Origin of the sequence: Sphaerisporangium dianthi (assembly GCF_042654065.1) — a bacterium.
Lineage (GTDB): Bacteria > Actinomycetota > Actinomycetes > Streptosporangiales > Streptosporangiaceae > Sphaerisporangium > Sphaerisporangium dianthi.
Genome location: NZ_JBHSFP010000007.1, coordinates 1 through 19639, shown reverse-complemented (window position 1 = coordinate 19639; position 19639 = coordinate 1). Strand labels below are relative to the sequence as shown.

The 19639-nt window shown below is 74.0% G+C and carries 11 protein-coding genes and 1 pseudogene; 8 read left to right on the top strand and 4 right to left on the bottom strand.

Annotated features, from left to right (window positions below):
• Nucleotides 1-139: 139 nt before the first annotated feature.
• From ACFO60_RS12900 to ACFO60_RS12880, 5 genes are all read left to right on the top strand, one after another.
• The gene (locus tag ACFO60_RS12900) at nt 140-1204 is read left to right on the top strand and encodes an ATP-binding protein (protein ID WP_380840327.1); all 1065 of its coding nucleotides are present in this window, start codon (nt 140-142) and stop codon (nt 1202-1204) included.
• 358 nt (nt 1205-1562) lie between these two features.
• Nucleotides 1563-4127 (top strand): DUF5682 family protein, encoded by a 2565-nt coding sequence (locus tag ACFO60_RS12895; RefSeq protein WP_380840326.1) that lies wholly within the window; start codon nt 1563-1565, stop codon nt 4125-4127.
• A 136-nt stretch (nt 4128-4263) separates the two neighbouring features.
• A complete protein-coding gene (locus ACFO60_RS12890; protein ID WP_380840325.1) occupies nt 4264-5445 on the top strand; it encodes a VWA domain-containing protein in 1182 nt (393 codons plus the stop codon).
• A gap of 234 nt (nt 5446-5679) precedes the next feature.
• The gene (locus ACFO60_RS12885) at nt 5680-7011 is read left to right on the top strand and encodes an MFS transporter (RefSeq protein WP_380840323.1); all 1332 of its coding nucleotides are present in this window, start codon (nt 5680-5682) and stop codon (nt 7009-7011) included.
• Nucleotides 7012-7115: 104 nt separating this feature from the next.
• Nucleotides 7116-8225 carry an enolase C-terminal domain-like protein gene (locus ACFO60_RS12880; protein ID WP_380840322.1) on the top strand — a complete coding sequence of 370 codons (1110 nt, stop codon included), beginning with the start codon at nt 7116-7118 and terminating at the stop codon, nt 8223-8225.
• Nucleotides 8226-8285: 60 nt separating this feature from the next.
• Here ACFO60_RS12880 and ACFO60_RS12875 read toward each other — a convergent pair whose 3' ends face one another.
• The 3 genes from ACFO60_RS12875 to ACFO60_RS12865 all read right to left on the bottom strand — a co-directional run bounded on the left by ACFO60_RS12875 (nt 8286) and on the right by ACFO60_RS12865 (nt 13309).
• A complete protein-coding gene (locus ACFO60_RS12875) occupies nt 8286-9881 on the bottom strand; it encodes an FAD-binding oxidoreductase (RefSeq protein WP_380840321.1) in 1596 nt (531 codons plus the stop codon).
• A gap of 327 nt (nt 9882-10208) precedes the next feature.
• A complete protein-coding gene (locus tag ACFO60_RS12870) occupies nt 10209-11684 on the bottom strand; it encodes an LCP family protein (RefSeq protein WP_380840320.1) in 1476 nt (491 codons plus the stop codon).
• A 131-nt stretch (nt 11685-11815) separates the two neighbouring features.
• On the bottom strand, nt 11816-13309 hold the full coding sequence (locus tag ACFO60_RS12865; protein ID WP_380840319.1) for an alpha/beta hydrolase family protein: 1494 nt from the start codon (nt 13307-13309) through the stop codon (nt 11816-11818).
• A 200-nt stretch (nt 13310-13509) separates the two neighbouring features.
• On the opposite strand from ACFO60_RS12865, the gene ACFO60_RS12860 reads away from it, so the two are divergent.
• The 3 genes from ACFO60_RS12860 to ACFO60_RS12850 are packed head-to-tail and all read left to right on the top strand — an operon-like array spanning nt 13510 to nt 19387.
• Nucleotides 13510-14637 carry an exonuclease SbcCD subunit D gene (locus ACFO60_RS12860; protein WP_380840318.1) on the top strand — a complete coding sequence of 376 codons (1128 nt, stop codon included), beginning with the start codon at nt 13510-13512 and terminating at the stop codon, nt 14635-14637.
• Nucleotides 14638-14696: 59 nt separating this feature from the next.
• Nucleotides 14697-14819, top strand: a complete 123-nt coding sequence (locus tag ACFO60_RS12855) for a hypothetical protein (RefSeq protein ID WP_380840317.1) — start codon at nt 14697-14699, stop codon at nt 14817-14819.
• A complete protein-coding gene (locus tag ACFO60_RS12850; protein ID WP_380840316.1) occupies nt 14816-19387 on the top strand; it encodes an AAA family ATPase in 4572 nt (1523 codons plus the stop codon). The genes ACFO60_RS12855 and ACFO60_RS12850 overlap by 4 nt, the downstream gene beginning before the upstream one ends.
• Nucleotides 19388-19528: 141 nt before the next feature.
• Here ACFO60_RS12850 and ACFO60_RS12845 read toward each other — a convergent pair.
• Nucleotides 19529-19639 (bottom strand): annotated as a pseudogene (locus ACFO60_RS12845) (IS5/IS1182 family transposase); the annotation flags it as partial.

Here is a 19639-nt window from a genome sequence, read left to right as displayed (position 1 = left end):
TCGCCGCTCCGTGCTCCCGCCCGGGTGTGCCGGCGGCGGGACCCAGAAGGAGCCGGAGCCGGAGTTGCGGCGGCATTTGTTTGTCCTGTGAACGACACCATCGACCTGGCCGACTACGCGGAAGCGAGCTGAAGCCGACATGACCGTCCTGCGTCCGCACGCGGAAGACCTTTACGCCGACGAGCTGGCGATCTTGTCCAAGTCCGACGAACGGCCGAGGCCGCCGGGCTGGCGGCTGTCGCCCTGGGCCGTGACCACCTACCTCCTGGGGGACGGCCGCGAGATCACGCCCAAGTACATCGGGCCGCGCCGCATCGTCGAGGTCGCCGTCGCCACCCTCGCCACCGACCGGGCGCTGCTCCTGCTCGGCGTCCCCGGCACCGCCAAGACGTGGCTGTCGGAGCACCTCGCCGCCGCCATCAGCGGCGACTCGACGCTGCTGGTGCAGGGGACGGCCGGCACCGCCGAGGAGGCGATCAGGTACGGGTGGAACTACGCCCGGCTGCTCGCTGAAGGGCCCTCACGTGACGCGCTGACCCCGAGCCCCGTGATGCGCGCCATGGCCGAAGGCCGCCTCGCCCGCGTCGAAGAACTCACCCGCATGCCTTCCGACGTGCAGGACGCGTTGATCACCGTCCTGTCCGAGAAGACGCTGCCGATCCCCGAGCTGAACCAGGAGGTGCAGGCCTCCCGCGGGTTCAACGTCATCGCCACGGCCAACGATCGCGACCGCGGCGTCAACGAGCTGTCGAGCGCTCTGCGCAGACGGTTCAACACGGTCGTCCTGCCCGTCCCCGCCACCGCCGAGGAAGAGGTCGACATCGTGTCCCGGCGGGTGGCCCAGCTCGGACGCTCCCTGGAGCTGCCCGCCGCGCCGACCGGCCTGGAGGAGATCCGCCGGGTGGTGACGATCTTCCGTGAGCTGCGGTCCGGCGTGACGGCCGACGGGCGCACGACGGTGAAGTCTCCCAGCGGCACCCTCAGCACCGCCGAGGCCATCTCCGTGGTGACCAGCGGCATCGCGCTCGCCGCCCACTTCGGCGACGGGGTGCTCCGCGCCGGGGACGTGGCCGCGGGCATCGTGGGCGCCGTGATCCAGGATCCGGTGTCCGACCGTGTCGTGTGGCAGGAGTATCTGGAGACCGTCGTCCGCGAGCGTCCCGAATGGCGCGACTTCTACCGGGCCTGCCGCGATGCCTCCTGAGCGGGAGTCGCGCGTCATGACGGCGCCTGATCAGACCACTTCGGCCCCGAGATCGGAGCATGCGCCGACGGCCTCGGCCGCGCTACCGGGACATGCTCCGACTGGCTCGGCCGCGAGAACGGGGCACGCTTTGACGGGCACGGCCGCGCTACCGGGGCATGCTCCGATGGGCTCGGCCGCGTTATCGGGGGAGGCTCTGACCGACATGGCCGCGGCTCCTGGGCACGCTCTGACCGCTTCGGCCGCGGACGGACCGCTGGATCGTGGGTCCGCGTCCCCCGAGAGGACGGAGAGGGCGGTCGCCGGTCGTGCCCCGGGGGGGCGTGGTGCCGCCGCGCGCCGTGCGGGGGACGCCTCGGTGGTCACCGTGCTGGGCATCCGCCACCACGGGCCGGGGTCGGCCAAGGCGGTGCTTGCCGAGCTTGAGCGGCTGCGTCCCGACATCGTGCTCATCGAGGGCCCGCCCGAGGCCGACGGCCTGGTCGCGCTGGCGGCCGATCCCGGCATGGAGCCGCCTGTGGCCCTTCTGGCGCACGTGCCGGGCGAGCCGGCCAGAGCCGCCTTCTGGCCGTTCGCCGGGTTCTCGCCCGAGTGGCAGGCCATCCGGTACGCGGCCCGCGCGGGCATCCCCGCCCGGTTCTGCGACCTGCCCGCGGCCCACGGCCTCGCCGAGCACCCGGCCCCCGAATCTCCGAGCACCCCGGTGCAGCCGGACGCAGCTCCTGACTCTTCGAGTACCTCTGAGGGCCTGCCGGTCGCCGGCCCTGACCCCTCGAATACCTCTGAGGGCGTTCCGGTCGCCGGCCCTGACCCCTCTAGGACCTCCGAGGGGCCGCCCGACGTCGCTCCTGAGCGTTCGAGTACCTCTGGGGGGCTGCCGGATGCCGCGCCGGGGCCGTCTTCGAGTGCCTCGGGGGACCTGCCTGCCGCCCCGGAGCGGGAGCACGGCGTTCCCGGGCGCTCGGACGTCGTTCCGGAGGCCCCGGGCGATCGTGATGGCGATGATGGGCAGGAGAACGGCGAAGGGGCGGACGCCGGCGACGGGCCGGAGGCCGTGCATCGCGACCCGATCGGAGAGCTGGCGAGGGCGGCCGGGTACGACGACCCGGAACGCTGGTGGGAGGACGCCGTCGAGCATCGCGGCGACACCCCGTTCGAGGTGATCGCCGACGCGATGGCGGCGGTCAGAGAGGGGTACACCCCCGGCGAGCACGAGGCCCGGCGCGAGGCTTACATGCGTAAGATCATCCGCGCCGCCCTCAAAGAGGGGTACGAACGCGTCGCCGTGGTCTGCGGGGCCTGGCACGTGCCGGCGCTGCGCGATCCGGGCCCGGCCGCCCCGGACGACCGCCTCCTGCGCGGGCTGCCCAAGGTCAAGGTCGAGATGACGTGGGTCCCATGGACGTACGGGCGTCTGGCGTCCTGGAGCGGTTATGGGGCCGGCGTCACCTCGCCCGGCTGGTACGACCACCTGTTCACCGTGCCCGACCGCCCGATCGAGCGGTGGCTGACGGCGGCGGCCCACCTGCTCCGCGAGGAGGACCTGCCGGTCTCATCGGCCCACGTCATCGAGGCCGTGCGGCTCGCCGACAGCCTCGCCGTGGTGCGGGGCCGCCCGCTGGCCGGGCTGGGCGAGGTGACCGAGGCGGTCCGGGCGGTGCTCTGCGAGGGCGACGAGCTGCCGGTGGAGCTCATCCAGCGGCGCATGGTCGTCGGCGAGCGCCTGGGCCGCGTCCCCGACGACACGCCGATGGTGCCGCTCCAGCGTGACCTGCGCGACCGGCAGCGGCGGCTGAAGCTCAAGCCCGGGGCCCTCGAACACGACCTCGATCTCGACCTGCGCAAGCCTCTCGACCTCGACCGCAGTCGCCTGCTGCACCGGCTGGGCCTGATCGGCGTCGGCTGGGGCACGCCTCGCGAGGCGCGCGGCAAGGGCACCTTCCGCGAGTCGTGGACGCTCCAGTGGCGCCCCGAGTTCGACATCGACCTCATCGAGGCCGGGGCCTACGGCACCACCGTGCCGGCCGCGGCCACCGCGCGGGTGCGCGAGCTCGTCGATCTCGGCTCGGGGCGTACGGCCCGGCACGCGGCGCCCAGTACCGCGGCCTCCGCGGCGCGACCTGCCGCGACGCTGGCCGAACTCACGGGGGTGGCCGAACGGTGCCTGCTCGCCGACCTTCCGGAGGCCCTGCCCGACGTCCTGGCCTCCATCTCGACCAGGGCGGCGCTCGACAGCGACGTCACCCACCTGATGGCCGCGCTGCCCGCGCTGGTGCGCGCGCAACGGTACGGCGACGTCCGCGGCACGCCGGCCGCCGGCCTGTCGGTCATCGTGGAGTCGCTGCTCGGCCGCATCCGCGCGGGGCTTCCCGCGGCGGTGACCGGGCTGGACGACGACGCGGCCAGAGAGCTGCTCGGCCACGTCGACGCCGTCCACGCGTCGGTCGGCCTGCTGGAGTCGGGCAGAGAGGGCTGGCTGGCGACGCTGCGGGGAGTCGCCGAGCGGCGTGACCTGCATGGGCTGATCGCGGGCCGGTTGACCCGCATCCTGCTCGACGCCGGCACGATCCCGGCCGAGGAGGTCGCGCGGCGCATGTCCCGCTCGATGTCGGCCGGCGCCCCGCCCGCGCAGGCGGCGGCGTGGGTCGAGGGGTTCCTTTCCGGCAGTGGCCTGCTGCTCGTCCACGACCCCGGCCTGCTCGGGCTGATCGACGCGTGGCTGACCGGGCTCACCGGGGAGGCGTTCGTCGACGTGCTGCCGCTGCTCCGCCGCACGTTCGCCGCGTTCGGCCCGCCTGAGCGCCGCGCCATCGGCGGACGCGTCTCCTCCGGCGGGACGGCGAGGGCCGTCACGCCCGAGGCCGATCCTGATCGCGCGGCCCCGGCCGTGCGCACCGTGCTCTCCATCCTGGGGAGCGCCTGATGCGGCGGCGTGCGGGCCGGGGTGCCACTTCCCCCGGCACTCGGGCCCGTCCCCGCCGTCGCGAGGCCGTGACCGGCCACTCGCGCGCGAGATCAGTACGGCGCCCAGCAGCCTGGACGGATGAAGGGAGATCGTGATGGACGAGCGGTTGCGGCGGTGGCGGCTGGTGCTGGGCGGCGACGCCGACGGCACGGGGTGCGCGCTGAGCGGCCAGGACGCCCAGATGGACGCCGCGCTGGCCGCGCTGTACAACGGCGGCCGGGGCACGGGCGAGGGGGGTCCGGGCGGGGGCGGGGACGCCCAGCGGGGCGCCGGGCTCGGCGCTTCGGCGCCCCGCGTGGCGCGCTGGCTGGGGGACATCCGCGGCTACTTCCCCTCGACGGTCGTCCAGGTGATGCAGAAGGACGCCATCGAACGGCTGAACCTCACCCGCCTGCTGCTCGAACCCGAGATGCTGGAGGCCGTCGAGCCCGACGTGCATCTCGTCGGCACACTGCTGTCCCTCAACCGCGTCATGCCCGAGACCGCGCGCCGGTCCGCACGCGCGGTGGTGCGGAAGGTCGTCGAAGACCTCGAACGGCGGCTGGCCCAGCGCACCAGGACCGCCATCACCGGGGCGCTCGACCGGTCGGCGCGCACGCACCGGCCGCGCCGGGGGGCCGACATCGACTGGAACCGCACGATCCGCGCCAACCTCAAGAACTACCTGCCGGACAGGAACACGGTGGTGCCGTCCCGGCTGGTCGGGTACGCCCGCAGGCAGCGCGCGGTGATCCGCGAGGTCACGCTGTGCATCGACCAGAGCGGCTCGATGGCGGCATCGGTGGTGTACTCCAGCGTCTTCGGCGCGGTGCTGGCGTCGATGCGGTCGCTGCGCACGTCCCTGGTGGTGTTCGACACCAGCGTGGTGGACCTCACCGAGCAGCTGCACGACCCCGTGGAGCTGCTGTTCGGCACCCAGCTCGGCGGCGGCACCGACATCAACCGCGCCATCGCCTACTGCCAGGGGCTGATCACGCGCCCGGCGAACTCCATCTTCATCCTCATCAGCGACCTGTACGAGGGCGGGGTGCGGGAAGAGATGCTGCGCAGGGTCGCCGCGATGACGGCGGCGGGCGTCCAGGTGATCGTGCTGCTGGCCCTGTCCGACGAGGGCCAGCCGCACTTCGACCGCGACAACGCCGAGGCGCTGGCCGCACTGGGCGTCCCCGCGTTCGCCTGCACGCCGGACGCCTTCCCGGAGCTGATGGCCGCGGCGATCGAACGGCGGGACATCGCCCAGTGGGCCGAGCGCACCCTCTCGGTCCGTGCCACTTAGTGCGATATGAGACATCGGTGTGGTTTGTGGTACACCGTTCGTCACACGCCGGCCGCCCGCGGGCCGGCGCGCCCGGCCGTTCCAGGGAAACGCCGGCCGCGGCGACGGAGCCGGCCGTGGGCGCCCTAGGGCGAAAGGCCTAGGGCGGCGGCCGATGTGGTGGACGAAACGCATTCATACGGTGAACAGGTGTCCTCAGCTTTGATCGAATCTCCCGCAGAGTCACTCCCTGGAGTGTTCAGCCGTCCGTACCGGGGCCTGAGCGCCGGCATCGTCGCCCTGGTGCTTCTGGTCGCGTTCGAATACCTGGCGGTGGCCACGGCCATGCCCGTGGTGGCCCGCGCCCTGGACGGGCTGCCGCTCTACGGGCTCGCCTTCAGCGGCTCGATGGCGGCCAGCGTGATCGCCACCGTCGCCGGCGGCCGGTGGAGCGACGTGCGCGGCCCCATGGCGCCGCTGTGGACGGGGGTCGGCGGGTTCACCGCCGGCCTGCTCATCGCCGGGCTGGCTCCCACGATGCACCTGCTCATCATCGGGCGGTTCGTGCAGGGCATCGGCGGCGGGCTGTTCTCGGTCGCGTTGTACGTCGTCGTGGCGCAGGTGTACCCCGCGGAGATGCATCCCAGGGTGTTCTCGCTGCTGGCGACGGCATGGGTGCTCCCGTCCGTCGTCGGCCCGGCCATCACCGGCGCCGTCGTGGAGCACATCGGCTGGCGATGGGTCTTCCTGGGCATCCCGCTGCTGGTCGCCCCCGCCTCCGTGGTGCTGTGGCGAGGGATGGCCGGGCGGTCGGCCGTGGCCCGGCCGCAGGACGGGCCGCCGCCCGTGCCTTCCGGCGCGGGGTTCGGGGCCCGCCTGTTCTGGGGTGGCGTCGTGGCCGCCGGCGCGGCCCTGCTCCAGTACGGCAGCGGCCTCGGAGGCGACGGCCACGCGCTGCTCGTGGCAGGGCTCGCCGTCCTCGCCGTCGCCCTCCCGCGGCTGCTGCCCCGGGGCACGATGCGCGCGGCACGCGGGTTCCCGACGGTGGTGCTGCTGCGCGGCCTGGCCGCCGGGGCGTCGTTCGCCGCCGACGTGTTCGTGCCGCTCATGCTGACGGGCGAGCGAGGGCTCAGCCCGACTCTGGCCGGCCTGTTCCTCACCGGGTCGGCGCTGAGCTGGTCGCTCGCCTCGTGGGTCCAGGGACGCCGCCGGTACGACCGCAAGCGGCTGCTGCGCTTCGGGACCTTCCTGATCGCGGTGGGCGTCGCCGGCACGGCCTCGCTGGTCTTCGACGCGGTGCCGCTGGTCGCCGGCCTCCTCGCCTGGCTCGCCGCGGGGTTCGGCATCGGCCTGGTCTACCCGACGTTGTCGGTGCTCACCCTGGAGCTGTCCGCCCCTGGCGAGGAGGGCACGAACAGCTCCTCGCTGCAGATCGGCGAATCGGTCTTCTCGGTCGTCGTCATCGCCGTCACCGGCGCGGTGTTCGCGGCGTTCGCCACCACCTGGTGGGTGTATCTGGCCTGCTTGGGCCTCATCGCCGCGCAGGCCGCCCTCGGCTCGCCGATCGCCGGCCGGGTCGAGCGCTGACGACTCCGGCGGCCGGCGCAGGCTCCCGCGCGCGAGGCCCGCGTTTGGAGCGCACCTCCGCAGCGGGCACCATGGAAGGGACAGGTGTTCGATGAGGGGGTTCCATGCCGCGCGTCCGTGAGCTCGAGGTCTTCCGGCTCGTGCTGCCTTATGGCAGGCGTCCGGAGAGCATCCTGGTCAAGCTCACCGACTACGGCGGCATGACCGGCTGGGGGGAGGTCGTCCAGTCGGGGGAGACCCGGCCCGCCCGCGGGCCGCTCACCGCGGCCGCGGACGCCACGCCCGGCGAGGCCCCCGACCGCGACCGGGACCACGTGCTCGGCAAGACGTGGGCCACGCTGGAGGAGTCGCTCGGTCCCGCGCTCCTCGGCGTCGACTGGGAGCACCCTGACGAGCTGGGCACCGTCCCGGGCGGCACCGCCGTCGACCTCGCCTGCTGGGACCTGTGGACGCGCATGGAGGGCGTCCCGCTGGCGCACGCGATCGGCGGCACCCGCACGTCCCTGATGGCGACCGTGCGGCTGGCCGCCGAGCGGTCGCTCGAGGCGATGGTGGCCAGGGTGAACCGCCACGTGTGCGCGGGATACGCCCATGTCACCCTCGACGTCCACCCCGGCTGGGACGTCGAGCCGGTGCGGGCGGTGCGGGCGGCCTACCCCGCCCTCGCGCTCGCCGTCGACGCCCGCGGCGCCTACACCGAGACCACCGCGCTCGAGGCGCTGGACTCCTACGGTGTCACCGCCATCGAACGGCCCTTCGGCGGCCCCGACGCCGCCGCCGATCTCGACCTGCACGCCGAACTGCAGGAACGGGTCTCCTCGCTCGTGGCGATCGAGGTGCACTCGGTGGCGGCGCTGCGGGAGGCCATCGCGGCGCGGGCCGGCAGCGCGCTGCTGCTGCGCCCGTCCCGGTTCGGGTCGCTGCGCGCCGTGCGCACGGCGCACGACCTGGCGGTGGAGGCCGGGTGGGACATCACCGCCGCGGGCGGGCGCGGCACCGGCCTGGCCCGCGCGGCCACGGTCGCCGTGGCCAGCCTGCCGGGATGCACGCTGCCCAGCGACGTGACCGAGCCGCCGCGCAGCGCGCAGATCGTGACGCCGCCGGTCGGCGCCTCCGGCGGCGTCGTCGCGGTCCCGCTGACCCAGCCCGGCCTCGGCCACCTGGTCGACGAGGACCGCGTCCGCCGGCTCGCCGGCGACTCCTTCCGGCTCTGACGCCGCCGCGCGCCGGTTCGCCCGCGGACCCACGCGTCGCTGCGCCCGGTCTCCGGCGGGTCACCTGATCGACTGGTCGTGGCGGAAGATGTCGTGCGGGTCCCACGTGCGCTTGGCCTGCCGCAGGCGCTCGTAGTTGCCGCCGTAGTACAGGCGGTACCACGGCACCTCAGAGGCGTTCCACCGCGGGTCGCTCAGGTCGCGGTCGGGGTAGTTGATGTAACACCCGTCCGTGACCGCGCCGGGGTCGGCGGCGCCGCCGGCCGCGGCAGGCGCCGGGACGCCGCCGCCGGCGTGGTAGACGCGGCGGTACAGCTCGCGGATCCAGCGTTCGTGGACGGCGTCCTCGGCCGGGTCGGTCCAGTACGTCTGGTACTGCAGCTTCATGATCGAGTCGCGTTGCGCCACGGCGGTCTCGTGCGCGTCCACCGCGTTGATCGCGCACCCGTAGGTGTCCACCTGGATCAGCGCCTCGGGGTTGGCGTAGCCGGTGTTGTCGTAGTCGCCGCCGGGGACTTCGGTGCCGTCGCGCGTGCCGGACAGGAAGTTCCACATGACCTGGATGTGCTCGTCCGGAAACGGTTTGCGCATGTAGGCGGACTTGTACTTCCCGCGCCGGTTGGCGCCCGAGCCGTTGAGCGTCTGGATCGCCTGGATCCAGGGCATCAGCCGCGGCTCGTCGTGCATGCCGTCCATCGGCGGGTGCTCGCCCGTCTCCACGTCCAGGGTGGCGCGGGGAACGTCCAGGCCGTCCTCCATCCGGGCGAGGAAGGCGTCCAGCCGGTCACGGCCGGCGGCGGGGTTGGTGGCCTCGACCTGGGTGATGAGCCCGATCTTGCCGGCCGCCCTGTGGGTGAGCTTCAGGATCGAGAACAGGCCGGCGTACTCGCTGCCGGGATCGCTGTTCTCGGCGCAGAACCGCCCGAAGTTCCCGACAAGCCGGTCGAACCGGTCGTAGGTCATGCCCTCCCAGTTCCAGCCGACGGCGCTGAGCCAGACCTTGATCGGCGGCCGGGGCAGATCTTTGAACCAGTAACGGGTGATCACCCCGAAGTTGCCGCCGCCGCCTCCGGTGTGCGCCCACCACAGGTCGCGCAGGTCGCCGTCGTCGTCCCTGCGGGCGATCACCGCCTGCGCCTTGTAGTCGCCGCGAGGCTCGCGGCGCACCACGACGACCTCCACGGCGTACAGGTAGTCGACCGTGAGGCCGTGCCGGCGGGACAGCAGCCCGTACCCGCCGCCGCAGATGTGGCCTCCCGCGCCGACCGAGTAGCACGACCCGGCGGGCAGGGTGCGGCCGGACTCGCGGTACAGCCGGGTGTAGTTGTGCCAGTTGGTCGCCCCGGCCTCGACGCAGTACGCGCCCATGGCGTCGTCGTGGTGGACGCGGTCCATGCCGCCCATGTCGATGATCACCTGGACGCCGTCTCCGGCCACGAAGTTCTCGTAGCAGTGGCCGCCCGAGCGGACGGTGACCCGCGTGCGGCCGCTGTTCAGCGCCTCGTCCAGGGCTCCGGCCACCTCGGCGGTGGAACGCACGACCTTGACGTAGTCGGGACGTGCGGTCCACCGCTGGTTGAACCCCTGGCACAGCGCCCCGTACCTGTCGTCGACGCCGGTGACGGTGATGCCCGAACTGGCTTCCGCGTTGGACACTGCGCGCTCCTTGTCAGGATTGTCGGCGTCGCCGGTGGGACGCCCTGGGACGGAGACGCCCGCGGATGGGCCCCGCGGGCCCGTCGTGGCGGCGAGGGGTCGTACGGCCCCGGCCGCCGGGCGGCCCGCAGGCTGCCGGAAGAACGCTCGTAACAGGCCACCCGGGGCGCGGATGAGGGAACGGGGAGGGCGCATCGTCGCGGACGGCTCTCAGCGCGACCGCGTCGCGGGGGGCAGGCACACGAGAAAGACTTACCGTAGCGAGATGGTCACTTCACGTGATCGAGGTAGTGCCGTTATCGAACCGTGACCTGGCGGGGCGGGGAGTCAGGCTCCGCAGATGCCCCGTCCCGCCTGCCTGCCCGGCGAGCCCGCGCGCGTGGCGGACGCCGACGGAGACGAGGACGGGGACGCCGGCGGGGTGGCCGCCGCGTCGGCCGGGCGGCCGGAGGGCGCCGCCGAGGGGGAGGGCGTCGCGGGGCCGGCGGCCGAGTCGCGTATCGCCCTGGCGCTCCGCGCGCGGATCAGGGCCCAGTCGGGGTCGGCGGTGCTGATCAAGGGCGGCACGAACTGCACCCCGGTGACCTGGGCGCCGCGCACCTTCAGGGCCAGCGGGACGAGGTGCTCCAGCATCGCGCGCGGGATGTCGGTGCGGAACATGCCCTTCGACGCCCGGGCCAGCTGGTTGAACCTGACCAGCACGGTCGCGGGGTCGGCCTGGTGGAGCAGGGCGTCGAGCACGCACCGCTGGCGCCCCATGCGCGTGTAGTCGTCGCTGAAGGTGCGCGAGCGGGCGAACCACATGGCGTCCGCGCCGCGCAGCCTGCGGGTGCCGGCCTTGACCAGGCCCTCGTTGTACTTGCCGAAGACCACGTCGGCCGGGACGGTGAGCGTGAGGCCGCCGAGCGCGTCGATGATGCGGGCCAGCCCCCACATGTTGACCAGGGCGTACCAGTCGATGTCCAGGCCCAGGGTGTGCCCGATGGTCTCCTTGAGCGTCTCGGGGCCCATGCCGTGGCGGCCGCCGAACAGCTCGGGATGGGTCTCCGCGTACTCCCACACCGAGAACAGCAGGTCCTCGCGGGAACCGTCGGGGTTGGCGGGAAGGCGGAACCCGTCAGGGAACCTGCGCCGCATCGGGCTGCCGGGCGGGAAGCGCACCTTCTCCAGGTTGCGGGGCAGGCTGAGCAGCACGGTGTCGCCCGTCCGGACGTCCACGCTGGCGACGTTGAGGCTGTCGGTGCGCACGCCGACCCGGTCGGGCTGCCAGTCGCCGCCGAGGAGCAGGATGTTCACCCGGGTCCTGCCCTCCCACGGGTCGGCGGGCGGGGCGCCCGGGCCGGGCGCGGACGCCACCGCGGTGGCGGGGGCGTCGAACACCGTGTCCAGCGTCTCACCCGACACCACCGCGTACTGGGCGACGACCACGAACGGCAGCGCCACGGCGACCGCCAGCGTCCCGGCGAGGACGCCGGAGACCACCTGGCCCGCCTGAGGCAGCTCGCCCGGCCGCAGGATCACGTACGAGCGGACCAGCAGGGAGAACCAGCCGAGCCCCGCGACCAGCGCCACGGCGACGATGGCGCGCAGCCACGCGGGGTCGACCAGGCGTCCGGCCAGACCGGCGTCCGCCGTGAGCGCGACGGCCGCGAGCGCCGCGACGAGCACGCCGTACGCGCCCAGCAGCAGCGCCCCGGTGCGGCGGCGCCCGGCGCGCAGGTGCGCCGCGCCCGGCAGCAGGGCCGACAGCGCCGTCCATCCGATGACCGCGGCCGTCCCCGGTGGCTTGATCTTCTCCGGCAAGGCAGCCCCATCCCCTTCGACCAAGGGGGCAATCTATTCGCCGCGGTCGACCTGGACGTGAACGCGCCGGGAACAGCCGTCGAGTTGTACGGGTATGCGAGAAAAGAGAGGCCGGCGCCGGGCGTGCCCGGCTACCAGGGGATGCCGAACAGGCCGTAGTACGCGGCGGTGACCATGAGCATGGCGGTGCCCCCCAGCACCGCGGCGAGCGCGAAACGCTGCCAGCGCCCCGGCTCCCAGCCCTCGCGCAGGGCGGCGACGACGGCCGCGACCGTCGTCACCTCCTGCACCAGCATGAGGATCGCCAGCACCCGCACCACCAGCCACCCCGCGAGCACGGCCGGCCACGCCCCCGCCTGGTTCACCGAGAACAGCACGATCAGCGTGATGAACGCCATCACCGCCGCGAGCAGCCCCACGCCCGTCCAGGCCATCCGGCGCAGGCGGCGGCGGATCCCCGGCCACAGCTCCGGCCGGGACACGATGGCGTCCCGCCCGCGAAGCCGCACGACCATCTCGGTGACCGGCGCGGCGACGTAGCCCACCGCGGTGAGGGTCAGCGCGAAGCCGAGGATCGCGCTGCGCGCGTACCAGGGGGCCGTGGGCACGTCGGCCGCGACGTACCGCTGCACGGGGGTCGCTCCCGCGATCTGCGTCCCGGCCGGCGGCCGCGCCGTGCCGGGCAGCCCGATCACCCAGTTGGCCAGCGTCTCCAGGTACCCGCGGGCGAACGCCCCGCCGTTCACCCGCATCGCGTGGTCGGCGCCGCCCAGGAAGCGGATGGTGTAGTCGGAGTTGCGCGCGTCGCGCAGCGCGGCGGTGAGCTTCTGGGTGCTCTCGACGAACGGGATCGAGGGGTCCATCGTGCCGTACAGCGCGAGCATCGGCTGGGTCACCTGCCTCAGCACCGGCACGCTGTCGTAGCGCAGGAAGTCGAAGCCGACGCCGCCCATCGCCTTGGTCAGCAGCTCGCGGACCCCCGAGGGCGCGTGCAGGCGTTCGAGCTGCTCGTTCAGCGCCCACGCGACCTGCCGCATCGGCGAGACGACGGGGGCCGACACCATCACGGTGAAGGCGACGTCCATGCTCTTGGCCGCGGCGATGGGGAGCACCCAGCTGCCCTCGCTCACGCCCCAGAGGCCCGCGCGGTGCGGGTCGACGTCCGCGCGCCGCCGGAGCACCTCGATCATGCGGAGCGCGTCGTCGGCGAGCAGGCCGAAGTCGCGGTGACGGAAGTCGTACCCGACCGTCCGCTTGTCGTAGGTGAGCGTCACCACGCCCGCCCTGGCGAGCCAGGTGGCCTGGGAGGTGAAGTCGCCCCGGTTGCCGGAGCCCGAGCCCTGGACGAAGACCAGCGCGGGATGGCGTCCGGGAGTGCGCGGCGATCTGATCGTCGCCGTGAGCGCGGTGCCCTGCATGGGCACGGAGATGTCCTTGACGTCGATGGCGCCGTTGTGCGGGACCGGGCGGTACTCCGCCGCGGGCTGCGCGGGCAGGGCGTTGACGCCCGCGCTCTGGCTCAGCCGGGGCGGGTCGAAGGACGGCGGGGACAGCACGTAGCCCACCGTGGCCAAGAGCCCGAGCAGGACCCCGGTCGCCATGCTCAGCCGGCTTCGGACGCTCACGCCACCTCCTCCTCAAGGCGGCTCGTCGTCGGACCGGCGTGCCGCGGCCGGCCGCAGGCCCGGCCCCCGGCGCGCATGTCCTCTATACGAGGGCGTTCCGCCCTTAATATGACCTCCGATCATCAGGTTAAGTCACGCGGATGGAACGATGGTGCTCGAGGGGCCACCTTTGTCGGTGAGACCTGTTAGCTTCCTGCGACATGCGTGTGCTGCACACCTCCGACTGGCATCTGGGCCGGGCCTTCCACCGCGAGAGCCTGCTCGAGGCCCAGGCCGCCTTCGTCGACCACCTGGTCGAGACGATCAGGTCGGAGCGCGTCGACGTGGTGGCCGTCGCCGGTGACGTGTACGACCGCGCGCTCCCCTCGGTCGACGCGGTGGCGCTGTGCAACGAGACCCTGCGGCGGCTCGTCGGCGAGAACGTCCGCACCATCCTGATCAGTGGAAACCACGACTCCGCGCGCAGGCTCGGCTTCGGCGCCGACCTGATCGACGCGGCCGGCGTGCACCTGCGCACCGACCCCGCCCGCGTCGCCGAGCCGGTCGTCATCGACGGCGTCGCGTTCTACGCCATCCCCTATCTCGAGCCCGAGGTCGTGCGCGCGCCGTGGCAGCTGCCCGAGCGCAGCCACTCGGCCGCGATCGAGCACGCCATGGCCATGATCCGTGACGACCTCGCCGGGCGCGACGCCCGTTCGGTCGTGCTCGCCCACGCCTTCGTCACCGGCGGCCAGGGCAGCGACAGCGAGCGCGACATCAGCGTGGGCGGCGTCGCCCACGTCCCGGTGACCGCCTTCGACGGCGTCGACTACGTCGCACTCGGGCACCTGCACGGCCGGCAGCGCATGGGCGAGTCCGTCCGCTACTCCGGGTCGCCGATCGCCTACTCCTTCTCCGAGGCCGGCCACGTCAAAGGATCCTGGCTGGTCGACATCGGGCCCTGCGGGTTCCGCGCCGCCGACTTCGTGCCCGCGCCCGTGCCCCGCCCGATCGCCCGCGTCAGCGGCCGGCTCGCCGATCTGCTCACCTCGCAGCGGTGGGCGCGGTTCGAGGACCACTGGCTGCAGGTCACCCTCACCGACCCCGTGCGGCCCAAGAGCGCGATGGAGAGCCTGCGGCGGCGCTTCCCCCACACGCTGGCCCTCGCCTTCGACCCCGAGGTCACCGCGCAGGCCGCGCCCCGCCCGTCCCGCATCTCCGGCCGCCCCGAGATCGAGGTCGCCCTCGACTTCGTCCGCGAGGTGCGCGGCGAGCCGGCGGACGACGACGAAAGGCGACTGTTGCGCGAGGCCGTCGAAGCCTGCCGGGCGAAGGAGGCTCTCGCGTGAGGCACGCGTGCCGTGGCGGCCGGGCCGACGCCCGCCCGGCGGAAGAGGGCCGCACCGGCGTGCCGATCGTGAAACCGATGATGGCCGAGGCCCGCCCGGCGGAAGAAGACTGCACCGGCGTGCCGATCTCGAAGCTGATGATGGCCGACGCCCGCCCGGCGGAAGAGGGGTTCGCGCCATGAGGCTGCACCGGCTGCGGCTGACCGCCTTCGGCTCCTTCCCGGGGGAGGAGGAGGTCGACTTCGACGCCCTCGGCGAGGCGGGCCTGTTCCTGGTCCACGGCCCGACGGGCGCGGGCAAGACCACCGTGCTCGACGCCGTGTGCTACGCCTTGTACGGCCAGGTGCCTGGCCAGCGCAACAGCGCCCGCCGCCTGCGCTGCGACCACGCCCCGGCCGATCGCGGCCCCAAGGTCGTCCTCGACGTCACCCTGCGGGGCAGGCGGTTCCGCCTCACCCGCTCGCCGGTCTGGCATCGCCCCAAGTTGCGCGGCGAGGGCCTCATCGAAGAGAAGGCGAAGGTCCTGCTCGAGGAGGTCCCCCCGTCCGGCGAACGCGTCTTCCTCTCCAGCCGCGCCGACGAGACCGGCGAACTGATCGGCGGGCTGCTCGGCATGAACGCCGACCAGTTCTGCCAGGTCGCGATGCTCCCGCAGGGCGACTTCGCCCGCTTCCTGCGTGCGGACGGCGAAGAGCGGCGCAAACTGCTCGAAAAGCTCTTCTCCGTCAAGATCTACAGCGATGTCGAGCGGTGGTTGTCCGACCACCGCACCGCGGCCGGGCACGAACGCCAAGAGTCGCGCCAGCGCGTCGACTCCGCCGTCGACCACATGCGCGGCGCCGCCGGTCCCGCCCTCCTGGCGCTCCTGACCCCCGCCGACGTCCCGCCCTCAGCCCCGCCGCCCCACGCCGCCACAGCGCCACCCTCCGATGCCGGCCTCCTGCTACCCGGTGACGCCGCGCCCTCCGATGCCGGCCTCGGGGCCCTCCTGCCGCCCGGTGGCGTCGCGCCGCCGCCTGACGTCGCCGGCTTCGCCGCCGCTCCCGACGCCAAAGAAGAGCCGCTGCAGTGGGCGCGGGCGCTGCTCGCGGTGGCGCGCGAAGCGTACGAGTCAGAGGCGCAGGCCCAGGTGGCGGGCGAGGCGGCGCTGCGGTCGGCGCGCGCCGAGCTCGACGCGGCCCGTGAGCTGGCCCAGCGCCAGCGCGTCCACGCCGAGGCGGTGGCGCGCCGCGACGACCTCGACCGCACCGCCGACGAGCGCTCCGACCTCGAGTCCATCCTGGCCGACGCCGCCCGCGCCGACGCCGTGCTGCCCCTCGTCCAGCAGGCCGAGCAGCGCGCCGAGGCCGCCGCGAAGGCCGAAGGGCTCGCCGCCGACGCGGTGGCCCGCGCCCTCCCTCTCACCGGCCGGCCCTCCACCGTCCACACCCCTGGCGCCGGCCCGCCGCACGCGCCGAAGGCCGCCGAGACCTCCTCACACGGTGGCGGTGGCCCTCGTGTCACGCGGTCCTTCGAGGCAGGCGGCGGCGACCCTTGTGACCCGCGGTCCTTCGAGACAGGTGGCGGCGACCCTCGTGTCTCGCGATCTTCCGAGGCAGGCGGCGGCACCCCTCGTGTCACGCAGTCCTACGAGGCAGGCGGCGGCGATTTGCGTGCCTCGCAGTCCTCCGAGGCTCATGCGCGCGGCGCCGCGTCGCATCCGGTCGAGCCGTCCACTCCCGAGCGGCTGGCCGAGTTGGCACAGGCCCGGCGCGACGAGATCGTGCGGCTGGAACAACTCCGGCCTGAGGAGGCACGCCTCGCGCGCCTGCGCGAGCGGCTCGCCCAGTCCGCCAAGCGCCTCGCGACGCTCGCCGCACAGGAGGCCGAGGCCGTCGAGCGGCTCGCCATCCTTCCCGAGTCGCGCCGGCAGACCGGTGAGCGCCTCGCGCAGGCGCGTCTCGCGGCCTCCGGCCTGCCCGCGGCCCGCGCCGCCGTGACCGCCGCGACCGGCGACCTCGAGGCCGTCCGCCGCCGGGACGCCCTGGCCGGGCATCTCGCCGCCGCCGTACGCGACCTGCTGGGCGCGATCGCCGCCCTCCCCGCCGCTCTTTCCACCTCGGACCCGGCCAATCCCTCCGGAGCCACTGGGACGCCCGAGCTCTCTGGAACATCGGAGACGGCCGACCCATCCGGCACTTCAGAGACGACTGATCCTTCTGGTGCGTCAGAGACGGCCGATCCCTCCGGAACGTCGGGAACATCCGGGTTCTCCGGCGCGTCTGGGGCGCCCGAAGCGGAGGCGCCGGCGTTCCCGCTGTCCGCTGCGCTCGCGGAGGTGGCGCGAGAGGCGTCGTCCGGAGGACGACGCGCGTACGACCCGGCGCGGGCCGAGGCGATCGTGCGGGAAGTCCGAGACCGGCTCGCCGCGCTCGAACGGGCGCATCGTGACGAGCTGGCAGGGCTCGAGCTTCGCCGGGCCGAAGAGACGCGGTTCGAAGAGACCCGCGTCAGGCTGCACACCCTGGACGCCCTGCTCGCCGAACTGGCCGAGCGCGAGACCGCCCTTGCCGACGCGCGAGCCGAGCTTCCCGCCCGGCTTCAAGAGGCGCTCGGCCGGCTCGAGGCGGTACGGGCCGAGGCGGCGCTGATCCCGGCGGCCACGTCGGCCTGTCAGAAGGCCGCAACCCTGCTTGAGCAGGCGTCGCGTCGAGACGCGCTCACGGTCGAGCTGGAGACCGCCGAAGGCGAACGGCGCCGGGCCACCGACGAGGCCCAGGAGTCGCGCGACCGGCTGCAGGCCGTCCGGCAGGCCCGCATCGACGGCATGGCGGCCGAGCTGGCCCGCGGCCTGGTGCCCGGAGAGCCATGCGTCGTGTGCGGTTCCGCCGACCATCCCGTGCCCGCGTCGCCCGCCCTGTCCACGCCGGCGGTCGACGACGAGCGGGCGGCGCAGGCGCTGTCCGACGCCGCGCAGGAGGTGCGGCAGGCGGCCGAGGGCAGGGTCGCTGTGCTGTCCGCCCAGCTGGAGGACGCCACCCTGCGCGCCGAGGGCCTGCCGGCCGAGGTGGCGCGGGCCGCGCGCGACGAGGCGGAGGCCGAGCTGGCCCGTCTCCACCTGGCCGCCGAGCAGGCGCCCGCCGCCGAGACCCGGGCCCAGAGCCTCCAGGATGAACTCGACGCCGCCACGAGCCAGGCGCGCGAGCTCGACGTCCTGATCGCCGAGCAGCGTGCCAACCAGGCCGGGTTGCGCCAGGAACTCGACCATCTGGCGGAGGTCCTCGACGCCGCACGCGGGGGCGACGACACGGTGGGCGCTCGCCGAGACCGTGTGACCGCCGAGACCCGGCTGCTGACCGTCGCCGTCCGAGCGGCCGCACGCGCGGGCGAGACCGTGGCGGCCTGGGCCGAAGCCCGCGCCGCGGTCCTGCGCACCTGGTCCGGCCGCGAGGGTGGTGCTGCCGGGCCGGGGGACGCCGTGGTGGCCGAGGAAGAACCGACCTTGGCGCGGGCCGAGGAGGCCCTGCGCGAGGCGGAGGCCGCGCTGGTCCGGCTACGGGAGGTCGCGCACGGCGAGGCCGCGCTCGTGGAGGCGGTGGCCCGCATCGAGGCCGAGATCACCGAGCTGAGCGAGATCGCGACGCGCGCCGGTCTCGAGATCGCCGCCGAGCGCGCCGCCGAGACGGGCGCCGCCGCCGACGCCGAGCTGCTCGCCGCCCGACTGGCCGAGGCCAGGGGCGAGGACGCCACGCTCGCCGCCCGGCTCGACCGGCTCGCCGAGGAGGCCGGGCTTCTACGGGACGCCGTCGACGCCGCGCGGCTCGCCGAGGCCGAGAGCGCCGAGCGCGACGCCGCCGCGGCCCGGGCCGAGAGCGCCGCCGTGAAGGCCGGTTTCGCGGGCCTGGCGGACGTGCGGGCCGCCGCCCGCCCGGCGACGGCCCGCGAGTCCATGGCCGAGCGGCTGCGCGAGCTGCACGCCGAGCGCGCCGCCGTGGTCAAGCTCCTGACCGACCCCGCGCTGGCGGCCGCGGCGGCCGCGCCGGCGGCCGCCCTGCACGTCCTCGCCGACGCCCACGACCGGGCCGAGCGCGAGCACGCCGTACGCACCTCCGCGCGCGACCAGGCCGAAGGACGCCACGACGAGCTGCTGGCGCTCACCGCGACGCTGGAGGCCGCATTGGCCGCCTGGCGGCCCGCCGAAGAGCGTTACCGCCTGGCCAAGCGTCTCGCCGAGCTGGCCGTCGGCACCTCCTCCGACAACAGGCTCGACATGCGCCTGTCGTCGTACGTCCTCGGCGAGCGGCTGCGCCAGGTCGTCGACGCGGCCAACGCGCGGCTCGACCACATGTCCGGCGGTCGCTACAGCCTGCTGTACGACGTGCGCAAGTCGGCGGCCGACCGCAAACGCTCCGGCGGCGGGCTCGGGCTGCGCGTCCTCGACGGCTGGACGGGCGTCGACCGCGACCCGGTGACGCTGTCCGGCGGCGAGGCGTTCATGACCTCGCTGGCGCTGGCCCTGGCGCTGGCCGACGTGGTGACCGCCGAGGCGGGCGGGGTCGAGCTCGGCACCCTCTTCATCGACGAGGGCTTCGGCACCCTGGACGACGAGACGCTTGACGGCGTCCTCGACATCCTGGACGAACTGCGCGACGGGGGGCGGGCGGTCGGCATCGTCAGCCACGTCGGCGAGTTGCGGGCCCGCGTGCCCGCGCAGCTCAAGGTCACCAAACAAAGGTTCGGTTCCAGCCTCACCGTCGCCGTCCCCGCCTGACCAACTTCAGCAGCGCCCTCGGCCGACCAAGACCGGACCCGACTCACCCCCACGGACGTGGCGAGGACTCACCGGCATGGGCGGTGGCGTAGGTGGACTCCGGCTCACCCCCACGGGCGTGGGGAGGACTTACTGATCGTTTCAGAATGAGGTTCGCAGGCGGCGGAGGCATATGAGGCTGCAGGCCAGTTCGAGCAGCCCGTGGTGGAGGTCGGCGCGTCGTTCGTAGCGGGTGCGGAGTCGTTTGAACTG